The sequence below is a fragment of the Aureimonas sp. D3 genome (assembly GCF_001463805.1).
Taxonomy (GTDB): Bacteria; Pseudomonadota; Alphaproteobacteria; order Rhizobiales; family Rhizobiaceae; genus Aureimonas; species Aureimonas ureilytica_A.
Genome location: NZ_BBWM01000073.1, coordinates 35,150 through 46,271, shown reverse-complemented (window position 1 = coordinate 46,271; position 11,122 = coordinate 35,150). Strand labels below are relative to the sequence as shown.

General features: G+C 66.7%; 12 protein-coding genes. 1 reads left to right on the top strand and 11 read right to left on the bottom strand.

Annotation, left to right across the window (positions count from 1 at the left end):
- The 3 genes from AUL36_RS21805 to phnG all read right to left on the bottom strand — a co-directional run.
- Window positions 1-669: carbon-phosphorus lyase complex subunit PhnI (locus AUL36_RS21805; RefSeq protein WP_192843890.1), on the bottom strand; the 669-nt coding region annotated here is incomplete at its 3' end.
- Between the two features lie 3 nt (window positions 670-672).
- The gene (gene phnH / locus AUL36_RS21800; protein ID WP_062224204.1) at window positions 673-1,284 is read right to left on the bottom strand and encodes a phosphonate C-P lyase system protein PhnH; all 612 of its coding nucleotides are present in this window, start codon (window positions 1,282-1,284) and stop codon (window positions 673-675) included.
- Between the two features lies 1 nt (window position 1,285).
- Window positions 1,286-1,774: a phosphonate C-P lyase system protein PhnG gene (phnG, locus tag AUL36_RS21795; protein WP_082656008.1), complete on the bottom strand. Its 489-nt coding sequence runs from the start codon at window positions 1,772-1,774 to the stop codon at window positions 1,286-1,288.
- Between the two features lie 110 nt (window positions 1,775-1,884).
- Here phnG and phnF point away from each other — a divergent pair, with 110 nt between their 5' ends.
- The gene (phnF, locus tag AUL36_RS21790; RefSeq protein ID WP_062224203.1) at window positions 1,885-2,604 is read left to right on the top strand and encodes a phosphonate metabolism transcriptional regulator PhnF; all 720 of its coding nucleotides are present in this window, start codon (window positions 1,885-1,887) and stop codon (window positions 2,602-2,604) included.
- A gap of 47 nt (window positions 2,605-2,651) precedes the next feature.
- Here phnF and AUL36_RS21785 read toward each other — a convergent pair whose 3' ends face one another.
- The 8 genes from AUL36_RS21785 to AUL36_RS21750 form a co-directional block, all read right to left on the bottom strand.
- The gene (locus AUL36_RS21785) at window positions 2,652-4,277 is read right to left on the bottom strand and encodes an FGGY-family carbohydrate kinase (RefSeq protein WP_062224202.1); all 1,626 of its coding nucleotides are present in this window, start codon (window positions 4,275-4,277) and stop codon (window positions 2,652-2,654) included.
- Window positions 4,278-4,308: 31 nt separating this feature from the next.
- A complete protein-coding gene (locus AUL36_RS21780; RefSeq protein WP_062224201.1) occupies window positions 4,309-5,040 on the bottom strand; it encodes an SDR family oxidoreductase in 732 nt (243 codons plus the stop codon).
- Window positions 5,041-5,072: 32 nt separating this feature from the next.
- Entirely contained in the window at window positions 5,073-6,044 is a 972-nt protein-coding gene (locus AUL36_RS21775; protein WP_058633575.1) for an ABC transporter permease, read from the bottom strand.
- A complete protein-coding gene (locus tag AUL36_RS21770; RefSeq protein ID WP_062224200.1) occupies window positions 6,034-7,536 on the bottom strand; it encodes a sugar ABC transporter ATP-binding protein in 1,503 nt (500 codons plus the stop codon). The genes AUL36_RS21775 and AUL36_RS21770 overlap by 11 nt, the downstream gene beginning before the upstream one ends.
- A gap of 52 nt (window positions 7,537-7,588) precedes the next feature.
- On the bottom strand, window positions 7,589-8,506 hold the full coding sequence (locus tag AUL36_RS21765; protein WP_058600305.1) for an ABC transporter substrate-binding protein: 918 nt from the start codon (window positions 8,504-8,506) through the stop codon (window positions 7,589-7,591).
- 96 nt (window positions 8,507-8,602) lie between these two features.
- Window positions 8,603-9,484, bottom strand: a complete 882-nt coding sequence (locus tag AUL36_RS21760; RefSeq protein ID WP_062224199.1) for an AraC family transcriptional regulator — start codon at window positions 9,482-9,484, stop codon at window positions 8,603-8,605.
- Window positions 9,485-10,047: 563 nt separating this feature from the next.
- A complete protein-coding gene (rpsU, locus tag AUL36_RS21755; RefSeq protein WP_062224197.1) occupies window positions 10,048-10,290 on the bottom strand; it encodes a 30S ribosomal protein S21 in 243 nt (80 codons plus the stop codon).
- Between the two features lie 583 nt (window positions 10,291-10,873).
- Window positions 10,874-11,083 carry a cold-shock protein gene (locus AUL36_RS21750; RefSeq protein ID WP_058600308.1) on the bottom strand — a complete coding sequence of 70 codons (210 nt, stop codon included), beginning with the start codon at window positions 11,081-11,083 and terminating at the stop codon, window positions 10,874-10,876.
- Window positions 11,084-11,122 lie beyond the last annotated feature (39 nt).

Sequence of the window (11,122 nt, the reverse complement as noted above, 5' to 3'; positions counted from 1 at the left end):
GGTACGCCCATAGCCGCGCTGCGTGGAATAGCCGAGCGCCAGAAGAAAGCCCTCGTCGCCGCGCGCCAGCGCCTGGAGCCGCAGGTCCCGCCCGGCCGGAAAGTCGAGCGGATCGCGCGTGATGTCGCCGGGCTCGGCCCAGCCCTCAAGCGGCTTCACGCCATCGGGCTCGATCAGCCCTTCATGGCCGAGAATGTCGGTGACGCGCGGCGCGGGCTGGTCCGGCTCGGCCGCTCTGCGCTCGGGCTCGGCTACCGGCTCGTCGCCCGCCATGGCGGGGTCGAGCAGGCGGTGGGTATAGTCGAAGGTCGGGCCCAGAAGCTGGCCGCCCGGCAGGTCCTTGTAGGTCGCCGACACGCGCCGCTCCAAGCGCATATGGCCGGTGTCGATCGGCTCGGCGGCGCGAAAACGCGGCAGCGTGGTGCGATAGGCGCGCAGGAGGAAGATCGCCTCGATCATGTCGCCGCGCGCCTGCCGGATGGCGATGGCGGCGAGTTCCGGATCGTAGAGCGAGCCCTCGGCCATGACGCGATCGACGGCGAGCGACAATTGCCCGGTGATCTGGTCGAGGCCCAGCGCCGGCACGTCGCGCGCGCCCCGGCGGCGGTCGGCCAGCAGGCGATGGGCGTTGCGGATAGCGGCTTCACCGCCCTTGACGGCCACATACATGGCTCAGGCCTCCCGAAGCTTGGTGGTGCGCGGCAGAGCGATCAGCGCGTCGCCCGCCACCAGAACGAGATCGTGCCCGCGCGGGAAGAGGGCGGCGTTGCGCGCTCGCGCCTCGAGGAAGCCCGCCGGCAGGCCAAGAGGCGCGATGGTCCGCACCGTCTCGATGCCCGGTCCCGTCAGGGTGAGCGGCGCACCGCCCTCCAAGGCTTGCACGGGAAGGATCAGCGTCGCGGCGCGGTCGGGATAGGCATCCGTGCCGATCGGCAACGCATCCCACCCGGCGGGGTCGGAATTCTCGGTCAGAAGGGCGAAGCTGGCCTCCCCCCGTGCGGCATCGACCCGCGCGCCGGTGTGGAAGGCGAGCCAGGCGCTGGCCTCTGTCAGCGCGGCCGCGCCTTCGAGGAAGATCGGCGCGTCGGCATCCGCCAGCGTCAGAAGCAGGATCGCGGCGGCGGGGGACAAGGCGGCGGGCGCTTGGACCGGCATGTCCAGCCAAGCTGTCGTGCCGGGCTCGGCGAAGGCGTTCATGATCCGGCGAAAGGCGCTCTGCGCGTCCAGGACCGGATCGGGAAAGCCTCCGGCCACGGCGTCTGCGGCGAAATGAATCTGTGTCATGTCAGTCCTCGCCCCGCGCCACCGTGAAGAAATCGACCCGCGTCGCTTCCGTCTCGCTGGCCAGTTCCGCCGCATCCTCGGCATCGGCGGCGAGAAGCGGCGCGACGATCTGGGACTCGACCCGCTCGTGCCAGTCCGCATGTTGCCAGAGCGCGTCGAGATGGGCGGCGAGCCGCGCCTTTTCGGGATCGCGTCCGAGGATCATGGCATGGCCGACCTCGCCGGTGCCCAAGCGCACCGTGGCGCGGCAGACGCTGGCTTCGCCGAGGTTGAACGGCGCGCCGCCGCCGCCCGCCCGGCCGCGCAGCATGACGAGGCCGATCTCCGGCCCGCGCACCGGCATGGCCTCCGGCACGTCGTGACCCGCATCCTTCGCCAGTGCGGCGAAGAGGGAGCGAAGGCGCGGGGCGGGCGCGAGCGCAAAGGCGCTGATCGCGCGCTGGCGCAGCTTCGGAGGCGTCTCGTGCGCCTGACTGGGCGAGGAGTGCATGGGTCGGCCTAACTTTGTCTATTGGTCTAGACATCTAGTCTGGACGAAACCTCTCTAACCGTCCATCGGTGACATCCCAATGACAGCGGGCGCGACGGGGCGAGAAACGGTTGAATGAGACGGACGAGGGCGTGACGCGCTGGCGGCGCGTGGCCGACAGGATCAGGTCGGCCATCGCCGAAGGCATGATGGGGGAGCGCCTGCCGCCGGAAACGGAACTGGCGGAAACCTATGGCGTGAACCGGCATACGGTGCGGCGCGCGATCCAGTCCCTCTCGGCGGAAGGCCTGCTGCGCGCCGAGCGCGGGCGGGGCACGTTCGTCAACTCCGCCCCGCCCCGGCTCGCCTATCCGATCGGCCCGCGCACGCGCTTTTCGGAGAATGTCTCGGCGCAGGGGCGCAGGCCCGGCGGCCGGCTGATCCGCGCCGATACGATGCGGGCGGACGGGGCCTTGGCCCAGCTGCTCGACTGCGCGCCGGGCGCGATGCTGCACAGGCTGGAAACGCTCAGCGTCGCCAATGGCGTGCCGCTGTCCATCGCCACCTCGCATTTCTCGGTGGAGCGTTTTCCCGGCATCGTGCGGGCCTATGCCGAAACCGGCTCGGTGACCGAGGCGCTGCGGCTGGAAGGGGTTGCGGATTATCGACGGCGCGAAACGCGCATCACGGCCGAGCGGGTGCATCCGCTGGACGCCGAGCATCTGGCGAGCGCGCCGGACGCGATCGTCCTCGTCAGCTTGGCGGTCGATGTCGATCTCGACGGGCGACCCGTGCAGGCGATCCGCGCGCGCTTCCCGGCCGACCGGATGGAACTCGTGTTGCGCCCCTGAACGCCAAACGGCCCCGGCGGATCAGCCGAGGCCGCGCGCTCTGCTGATCAGGCCGCTGCGGCTTCCGCCTCGCGAATGGAGCGGGCCGTCTCCTGAAGCCGCAGGAAGGCGCTGTAGCGCGCATCATGCAGGGCGCGCACGCCGCTATCGGGCTCGCAGCGCGCGCCGACATGCGACATGGCGGGCATCGCGGCCTTCAGACCGTCGAAGAGTTTTGCGGCGGCCGCCCCCAGCATGGCCGAGCCGAGCAGAACCGGCTCGGGGCAATCGATCACTTCGACCGTGCGGTTCGTGGCGTCGGCCAGAAGCTGGCGCGTCAGCGGATGCGCGCCCGCGCCGCCGCTGATGCTGATCGTGCGGATCGAGAGCCCATGGGCCTCCTGCGTCTCCACGATCTGCCGCAGCCCATAGCCGAGGCCGCAGACGCCCGCGATATAGAGCGCGGCCAGCGAATCCTCGTCGCTTTCCATACCGAGCCCGGAGATCACGGCGCGCGCATGCGGATCGGCGAAGGGCGCGCGATTGCCGAGGAATTCCGGCACGACGTGCAGACCATCAGCGAGGCGCACGGTCCCGCTGGCCGAAGCCGCGCCGCGCAGCGCGCGCTCGCCCAGCCATTGCGGCAGGGACTGGCCCTCCGCCTCCACCTGCCGCGAGGCGGCGCCATGGGCGGGATGGCCGAGAAGAAGCTGGTCGATCGCCGCGCCCGCCGCCGACTGGCCGCCCTCGTTCAGCCAGAGGCCGGGCACCATGGCGGAGAAATACGGTCCCCAGACGCCCGGCACGAAAACGGGCTCCACCGTCGTCGCCATGGTGCAGGAGGATGTGCCGAAGACATAGGCGAGGCAGGTCGTGGGATCGCCCGTGCCGCCCGTCGCCCCGACGGTTCCGAGCCCGCCGGCATGGGCGTCGATCAATCCGGCCGCGACCGCCGTGCCGGGTCGGAGGCCGAAGGCGGCGGCGGCTTCTTCGGTCAGGCCGGAGCCCAGCGCCGTGCCGGGCTCGACGACGCTGGTGCCGATGCGGCGATAGCCATCGTCAGGTTGGTCGCCGAGCCCGATGGCGCGGAAATAGCTGTCGTCCCACCGCCCTTCGGCGGCGAGATAGGTCCATTTGCAGGTCAGCGTGCAGGCCGAACGGTCGAGCGCGCCGGTCGCCTTCCAAGTGAGGAAGTCCGTCAGGTCGAAGAAATGCGCCGCGCCCTCGTAGATTTCAGGCCGGTTCTCGCGCAGCCAGAGGAGCTTGGGCGTCTCCATCTCGGGCGAGATGCGCCCGCCGACATAGCGCAGAACGGGGTGGCCCATGGCGTTGATGCGCTCGGCCTCGCCGGTCGCGCGGTGGTCCATCCAGACGATGACGTCGCGCTCGGGGTGGGCAGGGTCGCCGACCGGCAGCCCCTTCCCGTCCGGCCCGATCACGACCAGCGAGCAGGTCGCGTCGACGCCGATGCCGGCAATATCGGCCGGATCGACGCCGCTCGTCGCCACCGCCTCGCGCACCGCTTCGCAGACGGCGCGCCAGATCGCCTCGCTCGACTGTTCGGCGATGATGCCGCGCTCGCGATGCATGTCGAAGGGGCGCTTGGCAAGGGAGAGAAGACGGCCCGTTTGGTCGAACACGCCGGCCCGCGCCGAGCCCGTGCCGACATCGATCCCGATCACATGGTCCGCCATTTCGTCTCTCCCTCGCAGCACTCGTCTTCGCTCAGACGCGGTCGAAATTGGTGGGCAGGACGATCATGTCCCGCACCGTCACCGTCCGCTTGCGCGTCAGGATATATTCCACCGCATCGGCGACTTCGCTCGGGTCCATCAGGCTGCCCGATTCCTTCGCCTTGCGCAGGTTCTCCTCCGGCCAGTCCGCGAGCAAGGCCGAAACGACGGGGCCGGGCGAAACCTGCGCGACGCGCACGCCATGCGGGATCATCTGCCGGCGCATGGTCTGCACGAAGCAGGTCACGGCCCATTTCGAGGCGGCATAGACCGGCTCCCAATAGGTCGGGTAATGGCCGGCGATCGAGCAGGTGACGATGATGTCGCCGGTCTTGCGCGCGCTCATATGCGGAACGACGGCATGGACGTTCTTGATCACGGCGTTGACGTTGAGGTTCAGCATCCGGTCGATGGCGTCCGGCGTCGTCTCGGTCAGATCGCCGCCGATATAGAGGCCGGCATTGCAGTAGAGAATGTCGATATGATCGACCTTCTGCAGGATTTCCGGCACCATGGCGGCGCAGCTTTCCGCGTCGGTGAGGTCGGTGACCTGCGCGACGGCCTTCTCGCCCAGCCTGGCGGTGAGGCTCTTGAGCGCTTCGGCGTTGCGGTCCACCATGACCACGGTGGCGCCCGCGCCCAGAAGCTTTTCGGTCGTGGCGAGGCCGATGCCGGAGGCGGCGCCGGTGATGACGGCGATCTTGCCGTTCAGCGATTCAGACATGACGATGTTCCATGCTTGGGGGAAGAGGCCGGTCAGCGCCACTCGCGACCGATATAGATGGCGAGCAGGATGATGCCGCCCTTGATGACGTCCTGAAGGTAGGGGTTGATACCCATGAGGTTCAGGCCGTTGTTGAGAATGCCGAGCAGCACAGCGCCGATCAGCGTGCCGAGGATCAGCCCGCGACCGCCGGAGATGGCGGTTCCGCCGAGCACCACGGCGGCGATGGCGTCGAGCTCGAAGCCGACGCCGGCATTCGGCTGGCCACTCATCAAGCGACCGGTCAGGATCACGGCGGCAAAGGCCGAGGTGAGGCCCGAGAGCGCATAGACCGCGAGCTTCACGCGCCGCGTCTTGACGCCCGAAAGCTGCGCCGCCGTCTCGTTGCCGCCCAGCGCATAGACATGGCGGCCGAAGGCGGTGCGCTGCAGGAGCACGAAGGCCAGCGCGTAGATCACCAGCATGATGACGACCGGGACCGGCAGGATGCCGATGCGCCCGATGCCGAACCAGGAAATCCAACTCGGCAAGCCCGAGATCGGATAGCCGCCGGAATAGATCAGCCCGAGCCCGCGCGCCATGCCCATGGTTGCGAGCGTCACGATGATGGCGGGCATCCGCCCCCAGGCGACGAGGAAGCCGTTGAGAAGGCCGATGGCAAGGCCCAGCACGAGACCGATCGGCAGCGCCAGTTCCGCCGGCAGGCCGGAATGGACGATGAGACCGGCCGAGATCGTGCCAACCAGCGCCATGACCGCGCCGACCGACAGATCGATGCCTCCGGTCAGGATCACGAAGGTCATGCCGACGGCCAGAACCGCGACGACGGCAACCTGCCGCAGTACGTTGAGAAGATTGCTGACGGTGAAAAAATTGTCGCTGGCGAGCCCCATGAGGCAGGACACGACGATCAGACCGGCCAGCGGCAGGACCAGCGGCGAATGGATGAGATTGCCCCAGGCGGCGAGCCGGTTGCGGGGAAGCGTGGTGGCATCAAGCGACATGTTCGACCCTCCCGGTCGTAGCGAAACTCATGATCCGTTCGGCGTGGATGGCCTCCCCTTCGACGGTGGCGACGATGCCCCCGGATCGGAAGACGCAGACGCGGTCGGACATGCCGATCACCTCCGGCAGTTCGGAGGAGATCATGATGATGGCGTAGCCCTGCGCGGTGAAGGCGCGCATCAGCGCGTAGATTTCGGCCTTGGCCCCGACATCGATGCCGCGCGTCGGCTCGTCGAAGACCAGAACCTTCATCTGGTGGTTGAGCCAGCGGGCGATGACGACCTTCTGCTGGTTGCCGCCCGACAGCGTATCGACGCGGGCGTGAGGCCCCTGCGCTTTTACGCGCACGCGCGCCATGGCCTCTTCCGTCGCCACCTGTTCGGCCTTCAGATCGAGGAACCAGTGGTTCTTGCGATATTTGCCGTAATTGTTGAGCGAGATGTTCTGGAGGATCGAGAAGCTGGTGATCAGCCCCTGCTCCTTGCGGCTTTCGGGGAGAAGACCGATTCCTCGCGCCAGCCCTTCGTCGGGGCCGGACAGGCGCAAGGACTGCCCGTCGATGCGCATCTCGCAGCGCGCGGCCGGATGCGCGCCGAGCATGGCGAGAACGGTCTCGGTGCGCCCGGAGCCCACAAGGCCGGCAAAGCCGAGGATTTCGCCCTGGCGCAGCTGGAAGCGCGAGACCGGCCCGCCCTTGCGGAGCTGGATCGCCTCGACATCGATCATCACGGGCGCGGAGGCATTGGGCGCGGGCTTGGGCGGAAAATTCGCCTCCAGCCGGCGGCCGACCATCATCTCCACGAGCCGGTCGTTGTCGATGTCGGCTACCGCGCATTCGCCGACGAAATTGCCGTCGCGCAGCACCGTGATGCGGTCGCAGATCTCGAAGATTTCGTCCAGATGATGCGAGATGAAGACCACGGCGACGCCCTGTCGACGCAGCTCGCGCATGACCTTGAACAGATGCTCGACCTCGGACGGGGTGAGCGTTGCGGTCGGCTCGTCCAGAACCAGAATGCGCGCGTCGAGAAGCAGCGCCTTGGCGATCTCGACGAATTGCTGCTGGGCGACCGACAGGCGGCGCACCGGCACGTCCAACGGCACTTCGATGCCGAGCCGAAGAAGAACCTCGGCGGCGCGCCGGCGCATGGTCTTCTTGTCCAGAAGCCCGAGTGGCCCGCGCAGTTCGCGCGCCAGAAACATGTTCTCGACGGCGTTCATGTCGGGGATCAGGCTGAATTCCTGAAACACGATGCCGATGCCGGCCTCGATCGCCTGATCGTAATCGGCGAAACGCTTGACCTCGCCGTCGATGCGGATCGTTCCTTCGCTGGGCGCGAGGATGCCGCAGAGAATCTTCATCAGGGTCGATTTGCCGGCCCCGTTCTCGCCCAGCAGGGCATGAACCTCGCCGGCGCGCACCGTCAGGTCGATCCCGTGCAGAACCTCGATCCGGCCGAAGCTCTTCTTGATGCCCCTGAGTTCCAGCATGTTGCCTCCCGTGGAAACGACCCCCGCTCGAGCGAGCGGGGGCCGGTGGCGATTACCAGCTGAAGTCGGCGGCGTTCTTGGAGTCCACGACGCGCACGTCGATCAGGACGTCCTTGGGCACCACGCGCGCGCCCCACTTGTGGGCCAGCGCCATGCCGAGGCCGACGCGCACCTGATCGCGCGGGAACTGGGCGGTCGTCTCGATGAACGGGGTGCCGTCCGCGATCGCCTTCACCGCTTCCGGCGCGCCATCCACGGAGGTGAGCTTGATGTCGCGGCCCGAGCCCTGAATGGCGGCGAGCGCGCCCATCGCGCCGCCGTCGTTCACCGAGAAGATGCCGGCCAGATTCGGGTGCGACTGGATCATGTTTTCCACGACGCCGAGCGCGACTGAGCGGTCCTGACGGCCGTTCTGCGTGTCCACCAGCTTGATGTCGGCGAACTCGCCGAGCGCCGCCTTGCAGCCTTCGACGCGCTGGAGGATCGGCACGACGGGGATGCCGTCGAGGATCGCGACCTCGCCCTTGCCGCCGAGCTTCTCGCCCAGATACTTGCAGGACATGTAGCCCGCATCCCGGTTCTTGGAGCCGACGAATGTGTCGACCGGGCCGTTGGCATTGGCGTCCACCGCCACGACCACGACGTTCTGCGCCTTGGCGGCCTGCACGGCGGCTTCGATGCCGGCGCTGTCGGTCGGGTTCAGAAGCAGAATGTCGATCTTCTGCTGCAGCATGTCCTCGACATCGGAAATCTGCTTGGCGATGTCATGGCCGGCATCCGTGACGACGACATCGGCGCCGATGCTGGCGGCGGCCGCCTTCAGCGCCTCCTGCATGGACACGAAATACGGATTGTTCAGCTCCTGAAAGCTCATGCCGATCTTGAGCTTGGTCGGCTCCTGAGCGCTGGCGGGGGCAGCCATGGCGAGCGCCAGGGCCGAGGCGGCGAAAAGCATCGTCTTCGAGAACATGGTATTCCTCCCAGATGGTATGAAACGGGCGCACCCGCAGAGCCCCGGCAGCCGAGGGGCTGCCGAATTCGGTGGTTCGTGAAGCTGGCGCTGTGCTCAGTCGGCGATGACGAGGTCGCGGTTGGCGGCGAAATTCGCGCGGAACTGCGAGGGCGACATGCCCTTCAGCTTCAGGAAATGTCGGTTGAAATTGGAGAGGTTGGAGAAGCCGACCTCGTAGCAGATCGTGGCGACGGCGAGCCCCGGCTCCGTCAGCAGCATCTTGCAGGCGAGATCGATGCGAAGCTGGTTGCGATAGCGCACCAGCGTCGTGCCGGTGTGCCGCTTGAAGGCGCGCGAGAAGACGCTGGGGCTCTGACCCACGATATCGGCGAGTTCCCGCTCCTCGACCTGCCGCGTCAGATGCTCGCGCAGATGGGCGAGCGCCCGGTTGATGCCGCTGTCGCCGGCCTGCGACAGGTTCGGCTCATAGCTGAGGCTGGCCAGAACCTCATGCTCGCCGGTGGTGAGATGATGTAGGATCTCCCAGAACAGAACGAGGCGGCGAAGCCCCTGCGCTTCCACCAGCTGGCGCATCAGGGGCGCGACGATGGTGCTCGTGCCCTGATCGAACAGAAGGCCGCGCCGGCTGCGCTCCAGAAGCGCGGGTACCCCTTGCATCTCCGCGATCGTCTCGCAGGCGCTTTGAATGAAATGCTCGGGAAACTGGATGACAATGGAACGTACCGGAACCACCTCGTCGGCGGGAACGTCGCTGATCCAGTTCTGCGGCAGATTGGGTCCGGTCACGATCAGCTGACCGGGCGAAAAGGTCCCGGCGAAGTCGCCGATAAAGTATCGGCCCGATGTCGCTACGATCAGGTGAATTTCGTATTCCGGATGATAATGCCAGCGCACCGTGCGGAACGGATAGCCATGCATCCAAGCCGCAAACGACTCGCCTTTTCGAACATGCACCAGTTCCAGGTCCGGCTGCATGACCTCACCTCCCTTCCCGCAGCCCCTTTTCAGGCTTGGCGAACCCCGTCTCTCCCACGGGGCTCACTCTGCGATCTTGACGAATTGGTATCAGCGTGCTGGCGCTGTCTTCTACATTTCATCCAGCAAAATGCCGATACTTTTTTGTCATTTTGCAGTGCGGAAACTATTGGCGTCGCTATGCTTTTCCATCATCCGCGAGCCGATTGCGCCTGTGGCGGAGCATCGGGAGTTTGGAAGCCATCGGAGCGGCACTGCCGACTTGTTCGCGTCGCTTGTCGAGGGAGCGATGTCGTCGCCCGTCCTCGAAAACAGGCAACTTGTGCCCGGCACTGATGGGGATACGCGCGCGGCGTAGGATGATGAACGCTGCCTCGCACAGCGATTGAGCGGACCGTCCTGTGAGAGCGCGGGGGCGTCGCCACGGCCCGCCCGCTTCGGTTTTCGAGAACGGGCGGCCGGAGGGGCGGCCGAGCGATGACCGGGCCGGAACGCCCCACCTATGGCGCGAGCCCTTCGATAGGGCTCATGTATCGGCGGCGAGCCTGAGGCTCGCGAGAGGCTCAGCGTTTGCCGGCGACGGCCTTGGGGCGCGGCGCGGGCAGCAGGCCTTCGCGCTGGGCACTCTTGCGCGCGAGCTTCTTCATCCGGCGAATGGCCTCCTTCTTCTCGCGCACGCGCGCTTCGGAGGGCTTCTCGTAGGCGCGCCGCGCCTTCATCTCGCGAAATACGCCTTCCCGCTGGAGCTTCTTCTTCAGGACGCGGAGGGCCTGGTCGACATTGTTGTCGCGCACGAGAACCTGCATGTGTGATCTCCTTGAAAGATGAAAACGAGAAAAAATGTCCGACGTCGCGAAAGAAGGCGGTGCGTGTCGCCATGGCCTTGTCAGCGCCCAAGAGGACGAAGAGCCGGGCAGGAAAGGTCTGGATCGTCGATGGACACCCCGGCGACAGATGGGAGCCGGGAGCGGGATCGGCTGGTAAGCCGCGAAACGAAGCGCCGTGAGGTCGAGGCGAGGTCCGCAGGGGACCGGGCTCATCAGCGTAGAAAGCTGGCCGCGAGGCGGCATGGGCACGACGAGGTGCGGTGCGGGTTTGCGGCGCGGAGGCTGCGTATGGCCACGATGTCCAGTGGCCCGAGGTTTCGCACCATCCGACATCGAAAGATCTATGATGCTGCGTGGTCTCAGAGGCCAGCCCAGGAGAAGGCGCTCTATCGAAACAGAAGCCTATGCTCGCAAGCCTTAGCCTAAGCCGAGAGACCGTTCAGCCCCATTGTCGAGCAAACGCGACAAAGCCTTGAGACAAAAAAAGGCCGGGCGTGGCCCGACCTCTCTGCGTCGTCAATCGTTCCGTGCCGGTACATCCGCGGTCACGGAGCGAGACGAATTAGACAGCGCGAAGGTTCTCGGCTGCGTTCTTGCCCGAACGACGGTCGGCGACGACGTCGTAGCTGACCTTGTCGCCTTCCTGAAGCGAGCTCATGCCCGAACGCTCGACGGCGGAGATGTGGACGAACACGTCCGTGCCGCCGGTCTCAGGCGAGATGAAGCCGAAACCCTTGGTGGTGTTGAAGAATTTTACGGTGCCGATAGCCATGACAGTCCCTTTCAAGAACGTGCCTGAATGACGATCACG

Coding starts and splice junctions, on each gene's coding strand:
- phnH (WP_062224204.1), bottom strand. CDS start 1,284: ATGACACAGATTCATTTCGCCGCAGACGCCGTGGCCGGAGGCTTTCCC.
- phnG (WP_082656008.1), bottom strand. CDS start 1,774: ATGCACTCCTCGCCCAGTCAGGCGCACGAGACGCCTCCGAAGCTGCGC.
- AUL36_RS21785 (WP_062224202.1), bottom strand. CDS start 4,277: ATGGCGGACCATGTGATCGGGATCGATGTCGGCACGGGCTCGGCGCGG.
- AUL36_RS21780 (WP_062224201.1), bottom strand. CDS start 5,040: ATGTCTGAATCGCTGAACGGCAAGATCGCCGTCATCACCGGCGCCGCC.
- AUL36_RS21775 (WP_058633575.1), bottom strand. CDS start 6,044: ATGTCGCTTGATGCCACCACGCTTCCCCGCAACCGGCTCGCCGCCTGG.
- AUL36_RS21770 (WP_062224200.1), bottom strand. CDS start 7,536: ATGCTGGAACTCAGGGGCATCAAGAAGAGCTTCGGCCGGATCGAGGTT.
- AUL36_RS21765 (WP_058600305.1), bottom strand. CDS start 8,506: ATGTTCTCGAAGACGATGCTTTTCGCCGCCTCGGCCCTGGCGCTCGCC.
- AUL36_RS21760 (WP_062224199.1), bottom strand. CDS start 9,484: ATGCAGCCGGACCTGGAACTGGTGCATGTTCGAAAAGGCGAGTCGTTT.
- rpsU (WP_062224197.1), bottom strand. CDS start 10,290: ATGCAGGTTCTCGTGCGCGACAACAATGTCGACCAGGCCCTCCGCGTC.
- AUL36_RS21750 (WP_058600308.1), bottom strand. CDS start 11,083: ATGGCTATCGGCACCGTAAAATTCTTCAACACCACCAAGGGTTTCGGC.